General features: G+C 47.5%; 24 protein-coding genes. 6 read left to right on the forward strand and 18 right to left on the reverse strand.

What is annotated here, in order from left to right; genetic code table 11:
• Positions 1–59: 59 nt before the first annotated feature.
• From ACXN9U_RS17325 to arfM, 8 genes are all read right to left on the reverse strand, one after another.
• Positions 60–1,784, reverse strand: a complete 1,725-nt coding sequence (locus ACXN9U_RS17325) for an ABC transporter ATP-binding protein (protein WP_489201961.1) — start codon at positions 1,782–1,784, stop codon at positions 60–62.
• A gap of 58 nt (positions 1,785–1,842) precedes the next feature.
• Positions 1,843–3,345 carry a cardiolipin synthase gene (cls, locus tag ACXN9U_RS17330; RefSeq protein WP_489201962.1) on the reverse strand — a complete coding sequence of 501 codons (1,503 nt, stop codon included), beginning with the start codon at positions 3,343–3,345 and terminating at the stop codon, positions 1,843–1,845.
• A 94-nt stretch (positions 3,346–3,439) separates the two neighbouring features.
• Positions 3,440–4,069, reverse strand: a complete 630-nt coding sequence (locus ACXN9U_RS17335; protein WP_060964034.1) for a YitT family protein — start codon at positions 4,067–4,069, stop codon at positions 3,440–3,442.
• A 137-nt stretch (positions 4,070–4,206) separates the two neighbouring features.
• Positions 4,207–4,878, reverse strand: a complete 672-nt coding sequence (narI, locus tag ACXN9U_RS17340) for a respiratory nitrate reductase subunit gamma (protein WP_060964033.1) — start codon at positions 4,876–4,878, stop codon at positions 4,207–4,209.
• Entirely contained in the window at positions 4,875–5,432 is a 558-nt protein-coding gene (narJ, locus tag ACXN9U_RS17345) for a nitrate reductase molybdenum cofactor assembly chaperone (RefSeq protein WP_060964032.1), read from the reverse strand. Before narJ ends, narI begins: the two co-directional genes overlap by 4 nt.
• A 25-nt stretch (positions 5,433–5,457) precedes the next feature.
• Positions 5,458–6,921, reverse strand: coding sequence for a nitrate reductase subunit beta (narH, locus tag ACXN9U_RS17350; protein WP_060964031.1), 1,464 nt, complete (start codon positions 6,919–6,921; stop codon positions 5,458–5,460).
• A complete protein-coding gene (locus ACXN9U_RS17355; RefSeq protein ID WP_060964030.1) occupies positions 6,911–10,597 on the reverse strand; it encodes a nitrate reductase subunit alpha in 3,687 nt (1,228 codons plus the stop codon). The genes narH and ACXN9U_RS17355 overlap by 11 nt, the downstream gene beginning before the upstream one ends.
• A 181-nt stretch (positions 10,598–10,778) precedes the next feature.
• Entirely contained in the window at positions 10,779–11,255 is a 477-nt protein-coding gene (arfM, locus tag ACXN9U_RS17360) for a Crp/Fnr family transcriptional regulator ArfM (RefSeq protein ID WP_060964029.1), read from the reverse strand.
• 143 nt (positions 11,256–11,398) lie between these two features.
• Here arfM and ACXN9U_RS17365 point away from each other — a divergent pair, with 143 nt between their 5' ends.
• Positions 11,399–12,112 carry a YwiC-like family protein gene (locus tag ACXN9U_RS17365; RefSeq protein WP_060964028.1) on the forward strand — a complete coding sequence of 238 codons (714 nt, stop codon included), beginning with the start codon at positions 11,399–11,401 and terminating at the stop codon, positions 12,110–12,112.
• A gap of 30 nt (positions 12,113–12,142) precedes the next feature.
• On the opposite strand, the gene fnr is transcribed toward ACXN9U_RS17365, so the two are convergent.
• The 4 genes from fnr to ACXN9U_RS17385 all read right to left on the reverse strand — a co-directional run bounded on the left by fnr (position 12,143) and on the right by ACXN9U_RS17385 (position 16,376).
• Positions 12,143–12,859, reverse strand: coding sequence for a fumarate/nitrate reduction transcriptional regulator Fnr (gene fnr, locus ACXN9U_RS17370; RefSeq protein WP_060964027.1), 717 nt, complete (start codon positions 12,857–12,859; stop codon positions 12,143–12,145).
• A gap of 100 nt (positions 12,860–12,959) precedes the next feature.
• A complete protein-coding gene (gene narK / locus ACXN9U_RS17375) occupies positions 12,960–14,147 on the reverse strand; it encodes a nitrate transporter NarK (protein ID WP_489201963.1) in 1,188 nt (395 codons plus the stop codon).
• 133 nt (positions 14,148–14,280) lie between these two features.
• Positions 14,281–15,951, reverse strand: coding sequence for an arginine--tRNA ligase (gene argS, locus ACXN9U_RS17380; protein ID WP_438420844.1), 1,671 nt, complete (start codon positions 15,949–15,951; stop codon positions 14,281–14,283).
• Positions 15,948–16,376 carry a YwiB family protein gene (locus ACXN9U_RS17385; RefSeq protein WP_003151069.1) on the reverse strand — a complete coding sequence of 143 codons (429 nt, stop codon included), beginning with the start codon at positions 16,374–16,376 and terminating at the stop codon, positions 15,948–15,950. The genes argS and ACXN9U_RS17385 overlap by 4 nt, the downstream gene beginning before the upstream one ends.
• Before the next feature lie 291 nt (positions 16,377–16,667).
• On the opposite strand from ACXN9U_RS17385, the gene ACXN9U_RS17390 reads away from it, so the two are divergent.
• The gene (locus ACXN9U_RS17390) at positions 16,668–17,813 is read left to right on the forward strand and encodes a response regulator aspartate phosphatase (protein WP_489201964.1); all 1,146 of its coding nucleotides are present in this window, start codon (positions 16,668–16,670) and stop codon (positions 17,811–17,813) included.
• The gene (locus ACXN9U_RS17395; RefSeq protein WP_115996635.1) at positions 17,797–17,916 is read left to right on the forward strand and encodes a PhrC/PhrF family phosphatase-inhibitory pheromone; all 120 of its coding nucleotides are present in this window, start codon (positions 17,797–17,799) and stop codon (positions 17,914–17,916) included. The genes ACXN9U_RS17390 and ACXN9U_RS17395 overlap by 17 nt, the downstream gene beginning before the upstream one ends.
• 129 nt (positions 17,917–18,045) lie before the next feature.
• On the opposite strand, the gene speB is transcribed toward ACXN9U_RS17395, so the two are convergent.
• Both speB and speE read right to left on the reverse strand, forming a co-directional pair.
• Positions 18,046–18,918, reverse strand: a complete 873-nt coding sequence (gene speB / locus ACXN9U_RS17400) for an agmatinase (protein WP_099743984.1) — start codon at positions 18,916–18,918, stop codon at positions 18,046–18,048.
• Positions 18,919–18,976: 58 nt separating this feature from the next.
• Positions 18,977–19,807, reverse strand: a complete 831-nt coding sequence (speE, locus tag ACXN9U_RS17405; protein WP_489201965.1) for a spermidine synthase — start codon at positions 19,805–19,807, stop codon at positions 18,977–18,979.
• Positions 19,808–20,006: 199 nt separating this feature from the next.
• Here speE and ACXN9U_RS17410 point away from each other — a divergent pair, with 199 nt between their 5' ends.
• Positions 20,007–22,079 carry a transglycosylase domain-containing protein gene (locus ACXN9U_RS17410; RefSeq protein ID WP_489201966.1) on the forward strand — a complete coding sequence of 691 codons (2,073 nt, stop codon included), beginning with the start codon at positions 20,007–20,009 and terminating at the stop codon, positions 22,077–22,079.
• 24 nt (positions 22,080–22,103) lie between these two features.
• On the opposite strand, the gene ACXN9U_RS17415 is transcribed toward ACXN9U_RS17410, so the two are convergent.
• The 3 genes from ACXN9U_RS17415 to ACXN9U_RS17425 form a co-directional block, all read right to left on the reverse strand.
• Positions 22,104–22,535: a hypothetical protein gene (locus tag ACXN9U_RS17415; RefSeq protein ID WP_060964021.1), complete on the reverse strand. Its 432-nt coding sequence runs from the start codon at positions 22,533–22,535 to the stop codon at positions 22,104–22,106.
• 142 nt (positions 22,536–22,677) lie between these two features.
• On the reverse strand, positions 22,678–23,196 hold the full coding sequence (locus ACXN9U_RS17420) for a YwhD family protein (RefSeq protein ID WP_060964020.1): 519 nt from the start codon (positions 23,194–23,196) through the stop codon (positions 22,678–22,680).
• A 12-nt stretch (positions 23,197–23,208) separates the two neighbouring features.
• A complete protein-coding gene (locus tag ACXN9U_RS17425) occupies positions 23,209–23,868 on the reverse strand; it encodes a site-2 protease family protein (RefSeq protein ID WP_060964019.1) in 660 nt (219 codons plus the stop codon).
• Between the two features lie 105 nt (positions 23,869–23,973).
• On the opposite strand from ACXN9U_RS17425, the gene thmT reads away from it, so the two are divergent.
• A complete protein-coding gene (gene thmT / locus ACXN9U_RS17430; RefSeq protein WP_003151042.1) occupies positions 23,974–24,162 on the forward strand; it encodes a 2-hydroxymuconate tautomerase in 189 nt (62 codons plus the stop codon).
• A gap of 38 nt (positions 24,163–24,200) precedes the next feature.
• Here the strand turns inward: thmT and ACXN9U_RS17435 are convergent, their stop codons facing one another.
• Positions 24,201–24,620, reverse strand: a complete 420-nt coding sequence (locus ACXN9U_RS17435; protein ID WP_060964018.1) for a MarR family transcriptional regulator — start codon at positions 24,618–24,620, stop codon at positions 24,201–24,203.
• Between the two features lie 366 nt (positions 24,621–24,986).
• Here ACXN9U_RS17435 and ACXN9U_RS17440 point away from each other — a divergent pair, with 366 nt between their 5' ends.
• Entirely contained in the window at positions 24,987–26,366 is a 1,380-nt protein-coding gene (locus tag ACXN9U_RS17440) for an amino acid permease (protein WP_060964017.1), read from the forward strand.
• Positions 26,367–26,410: the final 44 nt, after the last annotated feature.

Genomic DNA, 26,410 nt, shown 5'->3' on the forward strand with positions numbered 1-26,410 from the left:
ACATAAGAAAGGATAGACAGGAGGCGCCTCGGCCCCCGTTCGTCTATCCTTTTTCTATATTAATGAATCAGTTCGCCGAATTGCGCCTGATGGAGTCTTTGGTACATGCCGCCGGATGCCAGCAGTTCCTTGTGGTGTCCTTGTTCGGCGATGCCTTCTTTCGTGACGACGACGATCCGGTCCGCATCCTTAACCGTAGCCAGCCGATGGGCGATCACAAGTGTCGTGCGGCCTTCAGAAAGTTTCTGCAGAGACTTTTGAATGGCGGCTTCCGTCTCTGTATCGAGAGCCGATGTAGCCTCATCCAAAATTAAGATCGGCGGGTTTTTCAAAAACATTCTGGCGATGGAAAGCCGCTGCTTCTGTCCGCCTGACAGCTTCACTCCGCGTTCGCCGATCACCGTATCTAAACCGGCAGGATACCCGTTTACCAAATCCTCTAAATGCGCCTGGCGGACGGCCTGCCAGATTTCTTCCTCGGACGCGTCCAGCCGGCCGTAAGCAATGTTCTCCCGCAATGTGCCGGAAAACAGAAAAACATCCTGCTGGACGACGCCGATTTGTCCGCGCAGAGATGACAGCGTCATGTCTTTAATATCAATTCCGTCTATGGATATCGCGCCTTCAGACGGTTCATAAAAACGCGGCAGCAGACTTGTCAGCGTTGATTTCCCCGCTCCCGAAGGCCCGACAAATGCGACCGTCTCCCCCGCTTGAATGGACAAATTAATGCCGGACAGCACCGGATTGTTTTCTTCATAGCCGAATGACACATGATCATAGCGGATATTCCGTTTTAAACCGGACACATGTTTCGCATTCGGGGCATCCTTGATGTCAGGCTCCGTTTCCAGGATTTCCATAAAGCTTTTAAAACCGGCAATGCCTCGCGGGTACATTTCAATAATCGCGTTGATTTTATCAATCGGACGGAAGAGAACGTTCGTCAGCAGCACGAAAGCGACGAATTCCCCGTAGGATAATGATCCGCGGATGACAAACCATGTGCCGCACAACAGGACGAACAGCGTGACGAATCTTGTCAGCATGTAACTGATTGAGCCGTTTTTCGCCATGATTTTATATGACGTCAGTTTTGTTTTGCGGAACCGCTGATTGTTCACGTCAAACCGCTGCTGTTCAAACGCTTCATTACTGAAAGCCTGGACAAGGCGGATGCCGCCGATATTGTTTTCGACCCTCGCGCTGAAATCCCCGACGTCTTTGTTCAGTTTTGTAAATGCAGAGGTCATTTTTTTATTGAAATATAAAGCGAGCCAAATGACGACCGGCATGATGATAAACGTCAACAGCGCGAGCTGCCAGTTAATGAACAGCATCACACCGAACGCGCCCAAAATCGTCATGATGGCGATAAACAGATCTTCGGGCCCGTGGTGGGCGGTTTCTCCGATATACATCAAATCATTGGTGAGCTTGGACATTAAACTGCCCGTTTTGTTGTTATCGTAAAATTTGAAGGAAAGCTTTTGCAGATGGTCAAAAAGCTTTTTCCGCATATCGGTTTCAATGTTAATGCCGAGCATATGGCCCCAATACGTCACAACATACTGAAGTGCCGAGCTGAGGGCGTAGACCCCGAATAAAGCAGCGGAAGTCAAAATAATCAGACTCCAATCCCGGCCCGGGAGCAATGTATCGATAAAGTAATTGACAATCAGAGGAAAACTCAGCTCCATCAATCCGCCGGCAATGGCAGAAAAGAAGTCGAGAAAAAACAGCTTTTTGTACGGTTTATAATAAGAAATAAATTGTCGCAGCACGATTCCGCCCTCCTATATTTCTCAATTATACTATACACAAGGCGTTTTTAAGCGCTTTTTATAAAACGCCTGAAAATAACCGTGCAAAGGATTCCTTCGTTCTTTCCCATAATGTGCGCTTATAGAAACGGACGGGGCTGACTTTCTCAGACTCCTTCATATCTTCCAGATAATGCACTTCAAGATCTTTGATTGCAGCCTGATCTGTAAAAAAGACATTGACTTCAAAGTTCAGCTGAAAGCTTCTCATGTCCATATTCGCCGTCCCGACAGAAGCGAGGTTTCCGTCAGTGATGAGCACTTTTTGATGCATAAAGCCTTTTTGATAGGAATAAACTTCGATTCCTTCGCGAAGAAGCTCGGGGAAATACGATCTCGTCGCGTACTGGGTTAAAAACCCGTCATTGGTTTCCGGCACCATCACACGCACCTCTACGCCTCTGGCAGCTGCCTCCTTTAATGCTGTGCGGATCGGCTCATTCGGCACGAAATAAGGCGTCGCAATCCATACAGACGATTCGGCTGCCGCAATCATGGCATAATACAGATCGCTCATCCGCTCCTTCATATCAGGGCCTGTCGGAACGACTTGATAGATGCCGCCGCTTTCTGCAGGGACCGGGCGGCTGTATGCTTTTTGATTAATAAGCACCTCATCCGAAACGTATTCCCAATCAAGCATAAAAATACTGTGGAGCGTCTGAACAATTTCTCCTTCGACTTTCATATGGGTGTCACGCCAAAAACCGACATTTCGGTCTTTACTGATATATTCCTTGCCGACATTCAGCCCGCCGACAAAACCGGTTTTCCCGTCAACGATCACGATCTTGCGGTGATTTCGGAAATTGAATTTCTGGTTGAAAAAGCCATATTTCAGCGGCAGAAACGGGACGATATTCACGCCCGCACGTTTCAGTTTTTTAATGTCTTTTCCGGCCAGCTTCAAGCTGCCGGCCGCGTCGAACAAAAACCGCACTTCCACGCCTTCACGGGCTTTTTCCATCATAATCTCCATCATCTTGTGCCCGAGCATGTCTGATTTGAACATGTAATATTCAATATGTATAAATGACGTTGCCGCCCGAAGCGCCTCAAACAGCTCAGGGAATGTTTCATCCCCGTTTTTGAGCACCGTCAGCCTGCTTTTTGTATTGATATTCATATGGGCCGCTCTGATTGAATACTGAAAGAAACGCTTTTGATTTCCTTTCAGTCCGGACAAGTCGGGAGTTTGCTCCATATCGAATATCGTCCTCAGCTTTTCCCGGTTATATGTCCGTTTCGACCTGAACAGCTTGCCTTTTTCATAAAGCTGGCCGGAAAAAAGGTAAAATAAGTACCCGGCGATCGGAAAAAAGACAAGAATGTGGATCCATAACAGCGTGTGCTGCGAGGTGCGGTTTTCAAGAATTAACGAATAGATGCTGAACAAAATAATACTTGCATAGCAAAGCAATCCGCCGTAAAACTCAAGCCTGGAGACCGGAAAAAACCATATGACATATGCTCCGATAAGCATCATATATAAAAAGCAAAATTCCAGTCTCCTTTTCAGCATCCCGACTCTCCCCCATCTGATCCGATATCTCTGTATACCCTCTGTTTTCCGGCCTGTAAACATATGAAAAGCCTCTCCGAACGAGCGGAAAGGCTTACGATGAGGCTTCCTGTGATTGCCCCGGCGTGAGGTTATGAAGCAAAACCGGCTTGAGGGAGCTGCTGTTTTTGATTTTATTTTTAAAAATGCCGATGATCAGGCCCGTGACCGCAATCGACACTAAGGAGAAGATTCCTCTTTGCAATCCGACGGAAAAAATGCCGGCCAGCACTACGCCAAAATCGAAAAGGAAATTAACCGCACCCGGATTCCATCCGCAGCGCTTTTGCAGAAATAAAGCGAGGATATTGGCGCCGCCGAGCGATGCCTGATGGTAAAACATGAGCGACAGGCCGAACCCGATCAGCGATCCGCCGCAAATCGCCCCGGCAAGCGGTGAAACAGAGAACGGCGGCAGCCAGTGATCTGCGCCTGTAAACATAGTCAGCACTGTGACTGCAAAAACGGTAGATAGAGTGAATTTGATGCCCATTCTGATGAGGGAAAATATATAAAACGGGATATTAATCAGAAAGAAGATAACGGCAAACGAGGATGGAAACAAATATGACAGGCTTAGTGACAGTCCGGCCGTGCCGCCGGTTAATATATGAGAATGTCTGAGTGTCAGGACGCCGGCGCTGGTGATGAGACAAGCAGCTACAATGAAGAAAACCCGCTTCATTCTTCACTCTCCTTTTGTTCATGTATTTCACATCAAACATAACAGGAATCCCGGCCGCCCAGCCATTACATTGGCAGAAAATATCTTATATTTTTATTTTTTTCACCATAAAAATCCCCCTCTTGGAAAGGGGATTTTCATGAGCGTTTCCGATAAACAACATAGCTGCGGGTCAAATACTTGAGCGGCAGGCTGAACACGTGAACCAATCTTGTAAACGGCCAGAGGATAAAAACAACATACCCGATGATGATATGAAACTTAAACCATAGCGGGACACTCTCCATCAAAGAAGCGTCAGGCCGGAACAAAACGATTTCCCTGAACCACGGCCCGACTGTCGCTCTGTAATCAAAGCCTTTCGAATCAATGTTGAGAAACGTGGCCGCAACGCCCGACAGCATCATAAACAGCAGCAGGATGAGCGTAAGGATATCCGATGGCGAGCTGGTTTTGCGGATTCTTTTGTCAAACAGCCTTCTGTACGTCAGGATCACGAGTCCGGTACACGCCGCAATCCCCGCCGGCAAGCCAGCGCCGATCGCTATTTTGTGATACATATGCTCTGAAATGCCGATGGAAGCGTACACGGCTTCCGGGATCAAAATTCCCATGACATGTCCGCCGACAACGCACACGAGGCCCCAATGAAAAAGTGTGCTGCCAGCCGCGAGTTTTTTCTTTTCTAACAGCTCGCTTGATTTCGCCGTCCAGCCAAACTGGTCATGCTGATAGCGGTAAATATGCCCGCCGATAAAGATCGTCAATACAATGTACGGCATAATCCCCCACAGGACCCGCTCGCTCATGCCTGAACAGTCCCTTCTTCAATGCTTTCCCGCACGCCGAGAATGTCCAGCGCGGCCAGCAGGGCATGCAAGAGCCCGGCGTATATGCTGTCATTTTTTTCGAGTCGGGATGCCAGCTCTCTCACATTGGACAGATATTTCTCAAACACGCTTCTCGCCGCTTCAGTCTCCGCAGCCGCCGCAAATTCCAGCATCAGCGGCAGGTAATCAGGCAGTTCTTTCTCTGTCGGCAGGAAACCGGATTGCTGGTAGGTGTTTTTTAAATGCAGCAATTCAATGCCGCGTTCCCTTTGTTCGCCTGAGTTAAAGTAGGTGACGTACATATTCGTTTTTTTCCCGAAATCGAACGTATAGACATAGTGTTCAATCAGCGCTTCCGGAGAAAATCCGGCTGCCGCCTCCAAAAAGTGCAGCAGCTTCTCCCTGATTTTCCGGCTGCTGATTTCAAGAATAAGAGACTTCCAATCAGGAAGCTCGGCTCTCCATTCTTCATCAGGATAAGAGAGAAGACAGGAAAGAGCAGAAAACGTAATTTGCCGGTCCATGGTGTTCATCTTGTTCCACCTCATTTATCAAAAGTTAGAAACAAGAGCCTGGGCCGCCTGAAAATGATAAGCCGCAGCTCCCTTGTTCAGCGTATAAATCAGACACTTCTTCCCGATGGCTGCTTGGAATCACAAAGCGGTCATCATATTTGGCGATCGCCAGCAGCCGGTACATGTCTTTAATTTGCTGTTCTGTTAAGCCGACACTGGAGATCAGTGCCGGGTCGATGGATTTATTCGTCTGGACCGCTCTCATATATTGGCGCATAACAGACATTTTCTTTAACGTGGACCGAATATGATCCGTATCACCAGCCGTTAATAGCTGCGCCAAATAGTCAATCGGAATTCTCATTTGGTCGATAGCCGGGAAAATAGCTTCCGCGGATTGCCCGCTTCCTTTTCCTTCAAAGAGATTCATAATCGGGCTCAGCGGCGGAATGTACCAAACCATCGGCAGGGTGCGGTACTCAGGGTGAAGCGGCAGCGCAATCTTCCAGTCGATGATCATTTTGTAGATCGGCGATTGCTGCGCCGCCTCTATCCATTCAGCCGGGATGCCTTGTTCTTTTGCCTGTTTGGCAACCTCGGGATCATTCGGATCGAGAAAAACGTCTAATTGGGAATGATAGAGATCCTTTTCATTTTCAACAGATGCTGCTTCCTCCACTTTGTCCGCGTCATACAGCATGACACCGAGATAGCGGATTCTGCCGACACACGTCTCCGAGCAGATGGTCGGCAGCCCCGCCTCCAAGCGCGGAAAGCAAAGTGTGCATTTTTCCGCTTTGTTCGTTTGCCAGTTAAAATAGACTTTTTTATAAGGGCAGGATGACACGCAATATCTCCATGAACGGCACGCGTTTTGATCCACAAGCACAATGCCGTCTTCTTCGCGTTTGTACATGGCGCCGGATGGGCAGGATGACACGCATGCCGGATTGATGCAGTGTTCGCAAATACGCGGCAGGTACATCATAAAGACCTCATCGAACTCCGTTTTGATCGATTCCTCCATTTTTTGAACGTTTGGATCTTCAAGCCCTGTAATATGGCCGCCGGCGAGATCATCCTCCCAGTTCGGGCCCCACTCAATATTCATGAAATCCCCCGTCAGGGACGATTTCGGCCGTGCCACAGGCTGGTGTTTTTTCTGCGGACTGTTCGTTAATGTTTCATAATCATAGTTCCAAGGTTCATAGTAATCATCAATTGACGGCTGATTCGGATTATAGAAAAGGCCTGCAAGCCGGTTTGTTTTCGGGCCGGATTTCAGTTCAAGCTTCCCTTTTTTCAATGTCCAGCCGCCTTTATATTTGTCCTGGTCCTCCCATTGCTTCGGGTAGCCGATACCCGGCTTTGTTTCTACATTATTGAAGTACATATATTCCGCACCGGAACGGTTTGTCCACGTGTTTTTGCAGGTGACGCTGCACGTGTGGCAGCCGATGCATTTATCCAAGTTCATGACCATCCCTATTTGCGCTTTAATCTTCAAGCCAATCGACCTCCTTCAGCTTGCGGATGACGACATTCAGGTCGCGCTGGTTCCCCGTCGGGCCGTAATAATTAAAGCCGTAGCTGAGCTGGGCATAGCCCCCGATCATCTGTGTCGGCTTAACGTGAATCCTTGTCGGGCTGTTATGGGTGCCGCCGCGGTTATTTGTCAGTTTTGTGCCGGGCACGTTGATATGGCGGTCCTGGGCATGGTGCATAAACGCCATTCCTTTAGGAATCCGGTGAGACAAAACCGCCCTCGCCACGACAACGCCGTTTCGGTTAAAGCATTCAATCCAATCGTTGTCTTTGATATCCGTATCCGCGGCGTCATCTTTATTCATCCACACGGTCGGCCCGCCGCGGAACAGTGTCAGCATCGGCAGGGAATCAAAATACATGCTGTGGACGGACCATTTATTATGCGGCGTCAAATAATTAAGAACGATTTCTTTGCCCTCTTGATCAGGCCTTTTGCTTAGGAACGGGCGATGCTGGAGGATCGGTTTAAATGTCGCCATCGTTTCACCGAATTCCATCATCAGTTCATGATCGACATAATAAGATTGTCTGCCGGTCAGAGTCCGCCACGGAATTAATTTTTCTACGTTTGTCGTAAACGGCGAGTACCTGCGTCCCCCTTTTTCTGAGCCGGTAAAGGCCGGAGACGTGATAACCGTTTTTGGCTGGGCTGTAATTTGTTCGAACGTAAAGCATTCTTCCTCCCGTTCTTCCGCCAGGTCTTTCAGCTCCAGATTGGTGATGTTTTCAAGTGATTCCCATGCTTTCACGGCGACTTTTCCATTGGAGGTGGACGACAGGGTTAAAATCGCTTCCGCCGCCTGCTTCGCTTCACTTATATTCGGACATCCCTTTGCGACGCTGTCCGAGGTGATTTCTCCAAGTCTCTTTTTGAGTGATTCATATTCATCGGCTATCGACCAGCTCATCCCTTTTGTGCCGCTCGGTTTTAAACCGGTGTAAGGTCCGAGCGCGGTCATTTTATGAAAGATGTGCTTGTAATCCCGTTCAACGACTTGGATGTTCGGCATCGTTTTTCCCGGAATGGCTTCACATTCGCCCCTGCTCCAGTCATTGATTTTGCCGAACGGCTGGGCCAGCTCCTGCATCGTGTCGTGGAGAAGCGGCGTTGCAACCACTTCTTTCACCGGCTCCATCTCGACTTCTTCCGCCAGATCGGAAACGGCTTTTGACAGGGCCTTGAAAATATCCCAGTCTGATCTCGATTCCCACGGAGCTGAGATGGCCGGAGCAAATGGATGGATGAACGGGTGCATATCCGTGCTGCTGAGATCGTGTTTTTCATACCATGTCGCCGCCGGCAGCACGATATCGGAATACAGCGCCGTACCCGCCATTCGAAAATCAAGGTTGATTAACAAGTCGAGCTTGCCTTCCGGCGCCTGCTCCCGCCATTTGATTTCTTCAGGGCGGATGCTGTCGCTGTCGTCATTCATCAAACCGTTCGTCGTTCCCAGCAAATGCTTGAGAAAATATTCATGCCCTTTTCCTGAGCTTGAGATCAGATTGGCCCGCCATACGAAGAGATTCCTTGGGAAATTGGCTTCATTGTCTGGATCTTCAATCGCGAATTTCAGCTTTTTGTCCTGAAGCTGTGAGGCTACATACGCACCAACGTCTTCAGGCGTCGCCGCCCCCGCTTTTTCAGCTTCTTTGTACAGGTCAATGCCGCTTTTATCGAAAGTCGGGTAGGACGGCAGCCACCCTAATCGCGCCGCCAGCACATTGTAATCGGCGTGATGCTTGTAGCGGGATGACCCGGCGATCGGTGAAGCCAAGTCACTGATCGGCTGGTCTTCATAACGCCACTGGTCTGTCGCAAAGTAAAAAAATGAGGTGCCGTTTTGCAGCTTAGGCACGCCTTCCCAGTCCTTTGCATTTGCGATCGTCTGCCACCCTTCGGCAGGACGGAGCTTTTCCTGACCGACATAATGAGCCCAGCCTCCGCCGTTTACGCCTTGGGCGCCTACGAGTAAAACAAGATTTAACACCGCGCGGTAGATTGTGTCGGAATTGAACCAGTGGTTAATCCCCGCTCCGACGATAATCATGGATCTGCCGTCAGTATCAATCGCATTTTGAGCAAACTCTCTCGCAATCTGAATGACGGCCTCTTTTTTGATTCCCGTCATCTGTTCCTGCCAGCCAGGTGTAAACGGACGAGGATCATCATAAGAGACAGCTGATTGCTGACCGATGCCCCGGTTCACGCCGTAATTGGCCAATATCAAGTCAAACACGGTCGTGACACATACCTCTTCGCCGTTCAGATCCAGTTTTTTAATAGGAAGATCCCGCTTGAGCACTTCGTTTCCGTCATTTGAAAAATACGGAATGCGCACCGAGCCGATTTCGTCCTCCATTCCAAGCACAGAGAGACGGGGCTCGATCTGTTCCCCGGTGTCTTCATCGATCATGTGCAGGTTCCATTTCTGCTGCCCGTCCCAGCGGGAGCCCATTGTTCCTTGCGGTATGGCAAGAGCGCCTGTCTGTTCATTCCAGACTGCAGGCTTCCATTGATCATGCTTTGTCTGCCGCCCTATGTCCTTCGCATGCAGAAACCGGCCCGCTGTGTATACGCCGTTTTCTTTTGACAGAGTGACGAGGAATGGAAAATCCGTGTATTGCTTCGCATACTTGATAAACCGCTCCGTCTCTTGATTCACGTAAAATTCCTGCAAAATGACATGCCCCATAGCCATCGCAAGCGCCCCGTCAGTCCCTTGGCGGATACTGAGCCAGTCATCGGCGAACTTTGAGGATTCCGCAAAATCCGGACTGATCGAAATGACCTTAGCGCCTTTATAGCGGGCTTCCGCCAAAAAATGTGCGTCAGGCGTTCTCGTTAACGGAACGTTTGAACCCCATGTGATGATATAGCCGGAATTGTACCAATCACTGCTTTCCGGAACGTCCGTCTGGTCGCCCCAAATTTGCGGGGACGCCGGCGGAAGATCCGCATACCAGTCATAGAAACTGAGCATAGGGCCGCCGATTAAAGACATGAATCGCGAACCTGATGCGTAGCTGATCATGGACATCGCCGGAATCGGTGAAAAGCCGACATTCCGATCAGGCCCGTATTTCATGACTGTATACAGCAGAGAGGCTGAAATCAGCTTCAGCACCTCGGACCATTCAGCGCGCACAAACCCGCCTTTTCCTCTTGCCTGTTTATAGGACTTCGCTTTTTCAGGATTTTCAACGATTGATTTCCAAGCATCAAGCGGATTTTGATGCGCCTGCAGTGCTTCCCGCCACAAATTGATCAGCACACCGCGCACGTACGGATATTTCACACGGAGCGGGCTGTAGATGTACCACGAAAAACTGGCGCCCCGCGGACAGCCTCTCGGTTCGAAATCAGGCATATCCGGGCCTGTTGATGGATAATTCAAGTTTTGCCCTTCCCACGTGACAATTCCGTTTTTCACATAAATGTTCCAGCTGCAAGACCCTGTGCAGTTAACACCGTGGGTGGAGCGAACGACTTTGTCGTGCTGCCATCTGTTTCTGTATACATTCTCCCAATCGCGATCTTCGCGGGTGGTTTGGCTATGTTTATTTGAATGGTGTTCGATAGGAGAGAAATAATTCAATCTCCTAAACAACGGACTCATTTTCTTTTTCTTCATGAAAGTTCACTCCTTCCGAGTCAGGTGATGCTAAGTTCACTATAAACAGAGACAGCGTATTTTCTTGTGAACTATGTCACACACTCTGCTTTTTTCACAAAATATTCACATAAAGGAGAAGGAAGGACTTTCACAGATGAGAAGGCTGCGTTCATTCAACGATCAAAAAAACCGGCTCTATTTAAGAACCGGGCTCGGCATTTTCATCTTGTGATGTATGCAGATACCGCAAAAATAATTGATAGGAACAAAAGACGTTTTGCTGAAGCATGGCCAAAAAATTCATTTGCAGCCGCGGATGGTAAGACATCATTTTTTTAAATATGCAATAAGGGATATTAAGAATCAGAATGTCTGAAGTGGCATTGACTTTGATAAAAGGCGATAAATACAGCCCGCCTTTTTCATCAATCGGAAACACATCGCCTTTTTCCCACAGCGCAACGGTTTTCGAGCCTTCAGGGAGCCTGCTGTCCATAAAACGGACACTGCCTTTTAATACAATATAAACGGATTGAGAATGAAGAAAGGATGGAGACCGATCAGATGAGCCGCGGATAAACGTTCCGTTTTTTAGCAAGGTTTCCACAATCGATAGAGGCACTTCATTAAACATGGGAAGTTGTTTCAGAAATAATAAATAGTCACACTGATTCATAGGAAAGCCTCCTGTGTTAAGGATAGCTTTAGTGTAGCTCGATTGAGCCTGTGCAGCAGTGATATATTTCACAGCTTGTATGATGAATGTCACTTACCGGAAGGATGACTGCATTTAGAATCAAATAAAAAAGGAGGGTTTCGATGAAGGTGCTTGTTCCGAAGCAGCACGGCGCATGGGCCATGCTGCTGATTCCATTTTTACTCGGGATGGTCAAGGGCGGTCCCGTTCTCTGGCATATTCCGCTCTTCCTAGGCTGGCTTTTCCTTTACTTGGCGGTTTATCCCGTTACGCTCGCCTTGAAAAAGAGACAACTCAAGCCCTATCAAAAGTGGATATATGTTTACGGTTTTCCGGCTTGCTGCTTCTTGATCATTTCTGTTTTTCATAAGCCGCCGCTCATCTGGATTGGCGTTACTTTAGTGCCGCTGTTCCTCATCCATATGTATTTTGCCCGCCGAAAAAACGAACGGGCGCTCGTGAATGATATGGCGGGAGTTCTGTTCTTTTGTTCAGGCGGGCTTGCGAGCTGCTGGCTGGGGACGGGGGCTCTTGACGGCTGGGCTTGGTTTATTCTCTCTCAATCTGCTTTATTTTTTATCGGGAGTTCCTTTTATGTGAAGTCGGTCATCCGGGAGAAAAGAAACAGAGGATTTGCATACTGGTCATGGGGTTATCACCTGCTGCTCCCCTTTTTATCCGCTCTTCTCGGAGCAGGATGGGCATTTTTTGCTTTTATTCCAAGCAGCTTGCGGGCATGGTTTTTTCATGGAAGAGATTGGCCCGCGAAAACGATCGGCATTTTGGAAATCGTGAATGCCAGCTTCTTTTTTGCCGTCATGTGCATGTTTATATAAAAAAACAAGGACAGCGGTGTCCTTGTTTTTTCAGTCAATATTGCAAATCTCCAGCGGACAATTTTCACACTCGATCTCGCATCGCAAATAGTCCAGCTTGTGCAAAATAATTTTTCCGGATTCGTCTATTGAAATAACCCCTTGTTTTCGGAGATCTCCCAGCATACGGTTGACACTTTCCCGTGCCGCCGCGCAAAACTTTGCCAAATCCTGATTTGTCAGCACAATGTTAATCAGAATGCCGTCGCTTCGTTCCACCCCATAGCTGTTTGATAAGCGGATAAGGGTGGAGTAGAGCGCTCCCTTTTTGCCGTGAAGAAGCAGATCCCTGATTTTGGACTGGATTTTCCGGAGGTGGGTGCTCATCCATTTCATAAATTCAAATGTCAAAGCACCGTTTTGGATTAATTCCTTTTCGAGCTTGTTTTTATTAATGACGAGCACCTCGCCATCCTCCAGCACTTTTGCACTGAGCATATACCTTGGCTCTTCGGTGAAAAGTGTTAATTCCCCGACAATATCATGCTTTTGGCAGATTCTAAGCGTCAGGTCTTTTCCGTCAGATGTCAGCTTGCCGATTTCAATGAGCCCTGATTGAATCAGATAAAGCTCTTCTGCATCCATTCCTTCCCGAAACAAATACGTGTGTTTTTCCATTTTTCTTTTCGTGCTGATTGATTCCAGCAATTCATGGAGATCGCTGGAGATAAAATCACTATCAGATGGTCGAACAGAGAGAAAATTCATGAGCTCACCTCGAAGAAAATCACGTTGCGTATGTTTATTGTAACGTGAATTGATTTGTACCCATCGAGAAAAAATTAACAATCTTGTGAATGCCCCAGTGTTAATTGAGGCTCTGACTGTTTCTCTCCGTGTGCGTTTTCATTTTTTCCTGCCAATACATCCATATGACAAGGACAAAGCTGGCTAACGCCACTTCCGAAAGCGCCATAAAACCAATCGCGTATTGGCCTGTTGCCTGAAATACACTCGCCAAAATCAGAGGAGGGAAAAATCCTCCTAATCCGCCCATGGCAGACACAATACCATTTGCAATACCCGCTTGCTTCGAAAAATAGAAAGGCACGAGTTTAAAAACGGTCCCGTTTCCTATACCTGAGCAGACCGCCACCGTTAATGTCCCAAACGTATAAAGGCCGATCGTCGGTGAGAACGATAAGATAATTCCTGATAATGTAAGTCCCGCAAAAACAACCATCAGGATGCGAAGCGGGCTTATTTTATCAGCCAGAAATCCACCTGCTGGCCTGAGCAGCGTTGATACGGCAATAAAGCCAGCCGTCCGCAAACCGGCATCCGCCGGACTCAGTCCAAAGTGCTCTGCCAGAAAGTTCGGCAGATAGATAGTGAAGGCGACAAAAGCCCCAAACGTAATAAAATAAAACATGCTCAAAAACCACAGCACATGATTTCGGTAAACGGCTTTGATTTGGGTTTTTACGGAGACTTTGACCTTCTTCTCATGCCGGTCGCCGAACAAAACGTGCAGCAATGCGAAAACAGCCAGCAAAACGAGATACATCCGCACGGCTGCTTTCCATCCCGCGGCCTGAGCGATAACCGGCGCCGCAAAAGTGGTAATGGCGGTTCCGATGTTTCCGGCTCCGTAAATCCCATTGACGACACCGTGCTTTTCTTTCGGATAATATTTCGGAAGGGATGTCACCCCAATGGAGAACACCGCTCCCCCGATCCCTAAGAAAAAACCGCCTGCGATTAAATCAAACAGAGAGTTTGCGATACTGATCCAAAACACAGGAAACAAAAGCAAGATGAAGCTGATCATAAACATCAGCCGCGCGCCAAACCTGTTCGTTAAATACCCTAAAGGAATGCGGAGAAGCGACCCGAGGATAACGGGAATCGCCGTCACCAAAGAGATCTCGCCTTTGCTCAAATGAATATCTAATGTGATTTGAGAAATGAGTGATGAAATCAGCACCCACACCATAAATCCTGCCACCAAGCTTAATGACTGTAACGATAATTGAATATGTTGACGATTGATCATTCGGCTTGCCCCTTTCAATGATTCAATATCAGTCTTATCATACAAAAACCCGGCAAACAGGATTGTGAAATACATCACACGTTTTACCCATAAAAAAAGGACAAAGCCCGAAGACTTTGTCCTTTCATCATCATTACATTTTTTCCGGAGCCGATACGCCGATCAGCTGAAGCGCATTGTTCAGCGTAATTTGCGTTGCCTTCATTAAAGCAAGGCGTGCGCGGCTTTTCTCTTCATTTTCTGGATCGATGACTTTCTCCGCGTTGTAGAAGCTGTGCAGAGCGGAAGCCAGATCATAAATATAGTTTGTGACACGGTGCGGGATTCGTTTTTCCGCCGCTTCTGCCACTGCCTCAGGGAAGCCGCCGATTGTTTTCAGCAAGTCATATTCTTTTTCTGATTGAATATGGCTGAAATCAAGATCCGCCGCTGGTTTAAGTCCTTGCTCCTCCCCTTGGCGAAGCATGCTGCAAATACGGGCATGTGCATATTGCGCGTAATACACAGGGTTTTCGTTAGATGTCGATACGGCAAGGTCCAAGTCAAAATCCATATGCGTATCAGCGCTGCGCATCGCAAAGAAATAACGGACCGCGTCAAGACCGACCTCTTCAATCAGATCACGCATCGTGACGGCTTTCCCCGTACGTTTGCTCATCTTCATTTTTTCGCCGTCTTTATATAAATGAACGAGCTGAATGATTTCGACTTCCAATGTGCCTTTTTTGTAACCGAGCGCTTCAATTGCCGCTTTCATACGCGGAATATAGCCGTGGTGATCCGCGCCCCATACATTGATGAGCTTGTCGAATCCGCGGTCAAGTTTGTCTTTATGGTATGCGATATCCGGCAGCAGATAAGTGTATGAGCCGTCTTTTTTGATCAGCACGCGGTCTTTGTCGTCGCCGAACGTTGTGGAACGGAACCATGTCGCGCCGTCCTCTTCGTATACATGGCCCTTTTCGCGAAGCGCCTCGAGCGCCTGATCAATTTTTCCGTTTTCATATAGTGACGTTTCAGAATACCATACGTCAAACGGCACGCGGAAATTCTCCAGGTCGGAGCGGAGTTTATCAAGCTCGTACTTTAAGCCGTATTCACGGAAAAATGCCCGGCGTTCGCTCTCCTCTTCATGTACGAAGCGGTCGCCGAAATCTTCGGCAAGCTTTTTCCCGATAGCGATAATATCTTCACCGCGGTAGCCGTCTTCCGGCATCGGTTTCTCGAGACCGAGCGCTTCAAAATAACGGACTTCAACGGAAAGCGCCAGATTGTTAATCTGGTTGCCCGCATCATTAATATAGTATTCGCGGCTCACATCATAGCCCGCTTTAGAAAGCACGCTGCACAGCGCGTCACCTACCGCCGCGCCGCGCGCATGGCCTAAATGAAGATCTCCCGTCGGGTTGGCGGACACGAATTCAACCTGAATCTTTTCGCCCTGTCCGACGTTTGTCTCACCGTAATGTTCACCCGCTTCAAGCACGGACGGAATCAGTTTTGTTAAGTAGCTGTTGTTCATGTAAAAGTTGATAAAGCCGGGCCCCGCAATATCCATTTTTTCAATGGAAGCCTTTCCTTTATCAAATGACGCCACGATCTCCTCGGCGATTTGGCGCGGCGCTTTTTTTGCGATTCTCGCCAGCTGCATCGCCATGTTTGTGGAATAATCACCGTGTGTTTTGTCTTTCGGTGTTTCTAACAGTACGCTTGGAATCTGGCTTTCTTCCGCCAGGCCCGCTTTCAGAACGGCCGCTTTGATCTCTTCCTTCAGCACGTCCTTCATTTGTTCCGCAATGTTCATGCCTTTGTTTCCTCCTTATATTGGATCGTCATGTTATGTACATGTTCTTGGTTTTCGCCTACAGTCATGTTATATGTCAGTTTGACGGAGCCTTCCGAACCGCCGACATCAGATTGAATGTTTTTCGTTTCCGTACGGAGCTCCATTTGTCCGAACGGCAGTTTATATTGAGTGAGTGTCGATGCCCCCGGAATGAACCGCTGTTTCATTTGGATGGCGCCCGATCTCATTACGAGAATCTCTTTTTCTGTGATCTTGACGACCGTTTTAATCTTGCCCAAATCATGCTCTTCGTGATAGGAAAGATACGTTTTGCCGTTTCTCACGTAATAGAATCCACTCGATGTAAATTCAACCGACTCTTCTTCGGAGCCGTTATGAATGAATGATTGCACATGAATGGCTACTGGTGTCTCCTGTCTCATGCTGACACTTCCTTTTCATCATCCCGCTTAACCTGAATAGTATAAGTTTTCAAGGGAAAAAGTTCAACCGCTTCCTCCTATCTTACCATCTTTGCTGATTGGTTTTGAAGATAAACATGATTTTTAAGGAAAATGAAAAAACCGGAAATCCTAGGCTGCGGGATAAATGCGGTTCCTTCGGCGGACGGCTTTGTCAAAGGGGAAAAGTTTGCGGTATTTTTGCGTTATCCTTCCGAATGAAAATGATAAAATATGTCATATACATAACGTGGAAGGGAGGGATTCGGAATAGTGGCGAGTGTTGTATCGTCTTCAGCGGTTGGAGAAAAAATCAACGAATGGTATATGTACATTCGAAGGTTCAGCATCCCGGACGCCGAGTACTTGCGGAGAGAAATCAAAGAAGAGCTTGCAAGCCTGGAAGATGACCAGGATCTTCATCTGTACTATTCTCTCATGGAATTCCGCCACAATCTGATGCTCGAATACCTCGAACCGCTGGAATCGCAGCGGATAGAAGAACAGCCGAGACTATCCGATCTGCTCGCGGATATTGATAAAAAGCAGGCCCGGCTGACCGGACGCCTTGATTATTATTTTAATTTTTTCCGGGGGATGTATGAGCTGGAATGCCGTGAGTATCTTTCAGCGATTCAGTTTTTTAAGAAAGCTGAAAGCAAATTGACGTACGTTACAGATCAGATAGAAAAAGCGGAATTTTACTTTAAGATGTCAGAAGTCTATTACTATATGAAACAAACTTATGTTTCAATGGACTATGCGCGGCAAGCTTATTTAATTTATAAAAATGGGGAGAATTATAGCATTAGGTTGACTCAGTGCCATTCTTTGTTCGGCGCTAATTATCTTGATGTAAAGCAATATGATCATGCAATATCCCACTTTCAAAAAGCATATACGATGGCTGAACTGGATCAGCAGCCTCAATTAATGGGGAGAACACTTTTTAACATCGCTTTATGCTACAATAATCAAAACAATAAAGATGAAGCCATTCCTCATTTAAAAGAAGCCATAGCTGTTTTTGAAAAAGCTCAAATGATTCACTCACTTCCGCAGCCCTACTTCTTACTTACACAGATTTATTATAAGTTGGAAAATATAGATAACGCGTACGATTATCATAAAAAAGGTGTCTCAATATGTAAGGAAATAGAGGATATAATTTACGAGGAGAAATTTAAATTTTTGGAATATTTATACGAGCCGAATCCAAGAGATATATTAATAAATGATTGTCTGCATTTTCTTGAAAGTAAATTGATGTATGCTGATATTGAGGAATTAGCCCTTGATGTAGCTAAATATTATTACACAAAAGAAGAATATAAAAAAGCTTCTGTCTACTTTTTAAAAGTTGAAGAAGCCAGACAACAGATCGAAGGAGGAGTGAATTTATATGAAATTGAAGTATAAATTACTTATAGTCTGTTTTGCTGTGAGTACGCTATTAGTATCAGCAGGAATAACGAATAGTTTAACTCCTCATTATTATATATCTGAACGTGCAATGATCTGAATTTATAATGAAAGATTTCACTCTAGGTTTGCAACAATCCCCTTGAGTTTTTTTATTCAAGAGATAGATTCTATTACAAAAACCCGGAACAAAGGCTTCTTCTGCCCTATTATTCCGGGTTTTTTCTTTCTACTTCACAAACCCAAGCAGCATTTCACGGATCATCTTGCTTGCCGTGTTTGCGGTTTGTTCTGAGTGGTCATAGACCGGTGCGACTTCTACGAGGTCAGCGCCTTTTACGTTGACTTCTGAGCGCGCGATTTCATGAATGGAGGCGAGCAATTCCTTAGACGTGATGCCTCCTGCGTCAACCGTGCCCGTTCCCGGCGCATGAGCGGGGTCAAGAACGTCAATATCAATGGTGACGTAAACAGGACGTCCCGCGAGCTGCGGCAGCACTTTTTTCAGCGGCTCAAGCACTTCAAACTTAGAAATGTGCATGCCGTTTTCTTTCGCCCATTCAAATTCTTCTTTCATTCCGGAACGGATGCCGAATGAAAATACGTTCTGCGGCCCGATGAGCTCGGCCGCTTTGCGGATCGGAGTAGAGTGGGAAAGCGGTTCGCCTTCATAATCCGTGCGCAGGTCAGTGTGCGCGTCAAAATGAATGATGGCAAGGTCCGGAAACTTCTTGTACATGGCTTTCATGACAGGCCATGACACAAGGTGCTCCCCTCCCATGCCGAGCGGGAACTTTCCTTTTTCTAAAATGCTGTCCACGTATTCCTCAATCATATCAAGGCTTCTTTGCGGATTCCCGAACGGAAGCGGAATGTCGCCGGCGTCAAAGAAATTCAAATCAGCCAGATCACGGTCGAGATACGGACTGTATTCTTCAAGACCGATAGACACCTCGCGAATTCTGTTTGGGCCGAAGCGTGAGCCCGGGCGGTAGCTGACCGTCCAATCCATCGGCATGCCGTAAAGGATGGCGTCCGCCTCTTTCCAGTCGGGACGGCTTGCGATAAATACTTTTCCTGAATAAGCTTCATCAAATCTCATGATAAAACCCTCGCTTTCCTGTAAAAAAGCGCAAGATTCGCTCCTGCGCCATACATTTTTATTTGATTAAGTCGCTCACAAATTTCGGAAGAACAAATGCCGCTTTGTGAAGCTCTTTCGTGTAATACTTCGTCTCGATATCGAAGAAACGGCTGTCCTCCACTTCAAGCGGATCGTACTTTTTAGAACCGATTGTAAATGTCCACAGACCGCTTGGGTACGTCGGGATATTGGCCGTATACAGGCGGGTGATCGGGAAGATTTCTTTCACGTCACGCTGTACGTTTGTAATCAGTTCCGGCGTAAACCACGGGTTGTCCGTCTGCGCGACGAAGATGCCGTCTTCTTTTAACGCCTTGGAAATTCCGGCATAGAAGCCTTTTGAGAACAGATTGACGGCTGGCCCGACCGGCTCTGTTGAATCAACCATGATGACGTCATACTTATTTTCTGATTTCGCGATGTGCATGAAGCCGTCATCGACTCTTACGTCGACGCGCGGATCATCAAGTTTGCCCGCAATGGACGGAAGAAATTTTTTAGAGTATTCAATGACCTTGCCGTCAATGTCGACAAGCGTCGCTTTTTTTACACCCGGGTGCTTCAAAATCTCTCTGATAACACCGCCGTCTCCGCCGCCCACAACGAGGACGTTTTCCGGATTCGGGTGCGTAAATAGCGGTACGTGCGCAACCATTTCATGATAAACGAATTCGTCTTTTTCAGAAGTCATGACCATTCCGTCTAAGAACAGCATGTTTCCGAATTCTTCTGTCTCTACCATTTCCAGATGCTGAAATTCCGTCTGTTCAGTATGTAATGTTTGCTTCACCTTTAATGTAATGCCGAAATTCTTCGTCTGCTTCTCCGTATACCAAAGCTCGCTCAATTGTCATCTCCCTTTCAAGGCTTATTTCATTTATTGTAAGCGTCTGTTTCGCTTTTATTCCTGTTAAAATCTCATTTTCACCTAAGGAAAAAGTATAGAGGATGGCGGGGAAAAAGTAAAGAAGTGTCCGGTTTGATATGTTTAAAAAACCCCCTTTTTTCACATAATAATAGAATCATGAAAAAGGGGGTTCCCAAAAGTGGATAAAGTATCTGGAAAACAGCTCAGAATCACGCTCAAAATCATCCGCGCCTGCATCTTTCTGACGCTGATCGGCGGAATGCTGGCCGGCGTCTGCTTCACATCCGTTCTTCTTGCAGCGAAATGGCAGGGCGCCCCCTCCGTCCGGGTCCCTCAGTCTACGATTCTTTATGCAAATGACGGCTCAAAGCTGGGAGAGACCGATTTCGGTGAAAAACGCTACTGGGTCCGGTTAAAAGATATTAATCCGATGGCGGTGCAGGCCGCCATTGCGGTAGAAGATCAAAACTTTTACAGCCACCACGGATTTGATTACCGGCGGATGGCCGCTGCCGCGCTTGCTGACATAAAAGCAATGGCCAAGGTTCAGGGCGCCAGCACCATCACCCAGCAATACGCAAGAAACCTCTATCTTGAGCATGATAAGACATGGAAACGAAAATGGAATGAAGCATTTTATACGATCCGCCTTGAACAGAACTATTCTAAAAATGAGATTTTAGAAGGTTATGTAAATACGATATATTACGGCCACGGCGCATACGGAATTGAAGCCGCCTCCCGCCTGTATTTCGGCAAACACGCCAAAGATCTGAACGATGCGGAAGCCGTGCTTTTGGCAGGCATACCGAAAGGCCCGTCCGGCTATTCGCCTTATATCAGTGAAAAGAAGGCCAAACAGCGCCAGGAAACCATTCTCCGATTGATGACCGAACAGAAAATGATCTCAAAAGAAAAGGCGGAAAAACTCAAGAAAACACCGCTTGCCTATCAGCCGCTGAAAAACAGAACCGCGGCAAAAACGGCGCCTTATTTTTACGATGATGCGATGAAAGAACTCGAGAAAAAGCTCGGGATGACGCGCGAACAGCTGACAACGAGCGGGCTGCGTGTTTATACAACGCTTGATAAGCGCATGCAGCGGATCGCAGAAAACACTGTGGCACATACGATCCGTACCGGCTCTGACATTCAGGTCGGCTTTTCCGCGATAGACCCGGCAACAGGGCGCGTACTTGCGCTGATCGGCGGACGTGATTACGAAAAAAGCCCGTTTGACCGGGCGACACAGGCGAAACGCCAGCCGGCTTCCACGATCAAGCCGCTTTTATACTACAAAGCGATTCAAAGCGGTTTTACTCCGGTCACGCTGATAAAAAGCGAAGAAACAGAGTTTCAGATTGACGATAATGGAGATACTTATTCTCCAAGCAATTACAACGGCTACTACGCCAATAAACCGATTACGCTGCTTCAGGCGCTTGCGTTATCAGACAACATCTATGCCGTGAAGACCCATCTCTTTCTCGGCATGAATAAGCTCGTGTCAGCGGCGAAGGAATTCGGCATCAGCGAACATTTAAAACCCCTTCCGTCTCTGGCGCTCGGAACTGAACCCGTGCGCCCGATTGAAATGGTCAATGCCTACGCGATGCTCGCAAACGGGGGGAAACAAATCACCCCTTCCTTTATCACAAAAGTGACGGATACCGCCGGCAATGTCTTGTATGAACAGCCGCGCAGATATCAGCAGGCGCTCGATAAAAAAGCCGCATTTGTGACGGCGAGCATGATGACGGGCATGTTTGATCAGGATTTAAACGGCTATACTTCCGTCACAGGACGCACCATTTCAGACAGGCTGACCCGGACGTACGGCGGGAAATCAGGCACCACGAGCGCGGACAGCTGGATGATCGGCTTTAATCCCGCTCTTGCTGCCGGTGTTTGGACAGGCTATGACAAAAGCAGCACGATAGATTCCGTAGAGGAAAAAAGCTATGCGAAGACCATTTGGGCGGACTTTATGGAGAAGGCGCTTAAAGGAGAACCGGAAATAGCGCTTAAACCGCCGAAGGGCGTCACGGGCGTCTATATCGATCCCGCTTCCGGCTACACTTCCGGACCCGGATGCGCCGCAAAGCATTATACGTATTTTATCGCAGGCACAGAGCCCGCCGATGTGTGCTACGGACCGGAACCGTCTAAAAAAGAAAAGGAACACGCTCCCGCCCGCAAGGAACCTCCGCGCAGAAAGTGGTGGGATAAGTGGCTCGGCAAAAAAGACTAAGCCCGGTGCATCGTGCGCCGGGCTTTACTCCGCTTCTTCCTCAAGCACCCACGGGAGCAAAAGTGAAAAGTCGAGATGGATAATAGGATCGGGAAAATCCTTCGGTATAAAAAATGTTGTACTCGGCAAAGAAAATGAAAAGCGGATATCTCCCGCTCTCTCAATATGAAACTTCGGCCCGCCTTCCCTAAGCCTGCCGACAATCGGATAACTGCCCGCATAATGATGCAGGCCGTTTTCCTTTCCATGCTCCCCCAAGTCGTGACAGACAGCCGGACGAATCCCAAACTGCGTAAACAGCCTTGTTTTCTCGGCGGGAAGGAGATTCATCGCCTCGGAAAAGTTCCGGCAGCTCCCGCAATCGCAAGGATCAGCCCATGATTTTTCATATTGTTTTCTCGTTTCCGCCGCATCTGCTTCAATGACCCAAGGCCCGATTTCAAATACGGTGAACATGATGAAACCTCCGCTAAACATGAAAAACCCCGAGTCTTGGTTCGGCTCGGGACTTTCCATGTCCTGATTCTGTATCAACAGTTTACTCAGTAAAAATGTAAAATAGTGCAAATATTTATAAAGTTCACAAAAAGTTCACAAATTATTTTTCTTCCGGAAGCAGACCCGTCTTCAATTCATCAGATGATCGTTCCCAGAGCCCTTGGTCATGCTTCTGAAGAAATTCAGCAAGCACCTGCTTTGAGCTGTCATCCATTTTATCCAAGATAATGCGGCGCTTCATTGATTTATCCATTAAATTCACATGCTCCGGCAATGACTTATAGCCTCTGCGGATACTTCTGTCCACTGTCATTTCACAAGCCGTCACACCCGCGTAATAAGGGCCTTCTTCTTTTCTGTCAATGGTGACCCACACGAGCCAGTACGGTTTTCCGTTCGGCACTTCATCCTTGTTCGGCAGGAATTTGATCCCTTTTTCCACGACACTGCGGGCGTGCATGGCGCCGATATCGACGAAGGCTTCCTTCTCTTCCACATCGACAAATACCGGAGAAATATTGTCAAGGCTCAGCGATCCGGCGCCGAAACCGCCATGTCCGTCGGTCGGATCACTTTTAATGATATTAAATCCGATTGTTTTTTTCTTTTTTTCTTCCATGAAAATACCCTCCTACAAAAGCGGTTGAAATATAATGGCAAAAACCTTGAGAATCCAGTCTCTTCCCTCGCTTAACAGCGGCCACACGACATAGGAGCCGACCGGTGTCACAAACAGCACGAGAAACACGATGATCCCGTAGCTCTCAAATTGAGTCATTTTCGCGCGCACCCGCGGCGGCACGAGATCCTCAATCATCCGGTAGCCGTCAAGCGGAGGAAGCGGCAGCAGGTTGAATAAACAAAGCGCGAGATTCAGCTGAATCCAAATAGAGAAAAAGCGGTCAAGCCCCATGCTGAATGCCGAAAGCAGCTCCATTCCGTAAGCATGCATCAACACTAGCAAAAAGAAACCGATAAAGGCAAGAAGCAGGTTGCTTACAGGCCCGGCGACGGAAACCAGCACCCCGGCCAGCCGCGGTCTTTTAAAGGCGCGGCGGTTCACCGGCACCGGACGGGCCCAGCCGAAACCCGCGACCAAAATAAGAATGGTTCCGAAAACATCAAGATGTTTAATCGGATTGAGCGTTAATCTTCCCTGTCTGGCCGCTGTATCATCACCGAACCGATACGCGACATACGCGTGCGCCAGTTCATGCATCGTAAATGCCACGATCAGCGTAATTACGACATAGGGCATAAGCTCCAGCGGATAATATAAAAATCTGTCCAAATGTAAAAATCCCCTTTTTTTAAAAATGCAAGATTGTCCTTCATTCAGTATACTATAAGTGATCTCTCTTCCAAAGAGAGGAAACGATAAAGGAGGATCAGCACCATGCCGCTCGTAACCGTTAAAATGCTTGAAGGCCGCACAGATGAACAAAAACGGAATCTGGTTGAAAAAGTAACAGAAGCCGTCAAAGAAACGACAGGCGCAGCCGAAGAAAAGATCATTGTCATGATTGAAGAAATGAGGAAGGATCATTACGCCGTCGCCGGCAAACGGATCAGCGATACGGAGTAATCCTTGATAAAGGCCGGCAATGCTGTACGCAGGCCGGCTTATTTCACAACCTTTTCAACCAGGCCGAAAAAGATTTTCTTTTCTTCCTCTGTCAATGCTTCGAACAGTTCGTCAATCAGCAGCTGCCGGTTTTCAATCATTTGCATGGCCGCCATTTTCCCCGATTCGGAAAGCGTCATCCATACCGTGCGGCGGTCTTCGTTGTTTCTCGACCTTTCCACGAACCCTTCTTTTTCTAAATGATTGAGAGCGGTTGTCGTGGCGGAAGGTGATAATGTAACCTCCTGCAATATATCTTTAATCGTACACGTGCCGTGCCGGTAAATAATCCTCAGAATAAATCCTCTGATATTGTTGATACTCTTCGGAATTGTCGCCTCATCAAGCTTTTTCGTGCTCTTTAAATACTTTGTAAGAGCGTAATCCAGTACATTTGCTTGCAAGTTATCGTGCTTCATGCAGAAACTCCCCATTTCAAGATGCATCCATCATCATTTGTTTGTTTTTTATTACATTTTACTGATACCTTACGGAGAAAGTCAAAGTTCCGGCCGGAATGCCCGCAACTTTTATCCTGCCTTGTACAGACTTTTGTCTCCCTCTTTTTTACCATATCCTTTTATGCAATGCTGGTTTTATAGACACGATTCAGGTAAAATCATAAAGGCGGCTGATCTGATCGGATGCGGCAGACAATATGATTGGAAAAGAAACGAAACAGACAGGGAAACAGAACACAGGATTGTTGATTACACAGAAGATGTGACACGGGTAAAAGCCAAAGAGCTCCTCTTGGTTTTTGCTTTCGGATGGAGGGATGCGTGTTGCGGAATATCCTACAAAAAAAAGACATCACCCAGCTGCTTGAACAAAGCAGAAACAGGCAGACTGCCAAAACGATGGGTGGATTTGATTTAACATTACTGGGCATCGGCGCCGTCATCGGGACGGGTGTCATGGTCCTTACAGGCATTACGGCCGCGAAAAACGCCGGGCCTTCCGTTATCTTTTCTTTTATCATTGCAGCCGTTGTCTGCAGCCTTGCAGCATTATGTTACGCCGAAATCGCTTCTGTTCTCCCGGTTTACGGAAGTGCTTATATTTACTCTTACACGACGATGGGAGAAATTATCGGCCATTTAATGGGCTGGACGCTCTTATCCGTTTATATGGTGACGGCATCCGCGGTCGCAAGCGGCTGGTCAAGCTATTTCAATAATCTGTTAGCCGAAATCGGCATGCCTTTGCCGGACAGTCTGCTGCACGTGCCGAGCCAGGGAGGCATCGTCAACCTTCCTGCCATCATCATTACTCTATTAATTGCGGTCGTTCTGTCACGCGGCTCCAAAGAGAGCAAAACATTTAATAATATAATGGTTCTCGTAAAAATCGGAATTGTTTTGCTGTTTATCATCACAGGAAGCTTTTTTGTAAAGCCGGGCAATTGGCATCCTTTTATGCCTTTTGGAATGAAAGGCGTCATCACAGGGGCTTCTGCCGTCTTTTTTGCGTTTCTCGGGTTTGACGCGATTTCCGCTTCGGCTGAAGAAGTCAAAAAACCGCAGCGCAACCTGCCGATCGGCATTATCGGTTCACTGGTGATCTGTACATTAGTATACGTCATTGTCTGTCTCGTCATGACGGGGATGGTTCCGTATACACAGCTTAATGTGCCGGAAGCCATGTCTTATGTATTGCAGACTGTCGGACAAAACGCGGTGGCGGGTGTGATCGCTGCCGGAGCGGTGATCGGGCTGATGGCCGTCGTTCTCGCCCATACCTATGCGGCGACCCGTATATCTTTTGCGATGGCAAGAGACGGAATGCTGCCGAAAGTCTTTACCATTGTCGGAAAGAAATCGGGAGCGCCGATCTTTAATACGTGGCTGATCGGACTGATCAGCGCAAGCATCGCGGGTTTTGTTGATCTGAAAGAACTGTCGGATCTCTCAAACATCGGCGCATTGCTGACATTCGCCATGGTCAGTCTGTCCGTGCTGATTCTGCGCCGCACCCATAAAGATCTTCCACGGGGATTTAAAGTGCCTTTCGTACCCGTACTGCCGATTTTGGCCATTATCTGCTGTTTGTTTTTAATGGTCAATCTGCCGCTGAAAACGTGGCTTTATTTTGCCGCCTGGCTGATCATCGGCGTGATCGTTTACTTTTTATATTCGTACAAGCACAGCAAATTGAGACAATAAACAAAACCAGGCCCGCATGTTGCGGCCTGGTTTTTACATAAAAA

The organism is Bacillus sp. BACIII (assembly GCF_057836745.1).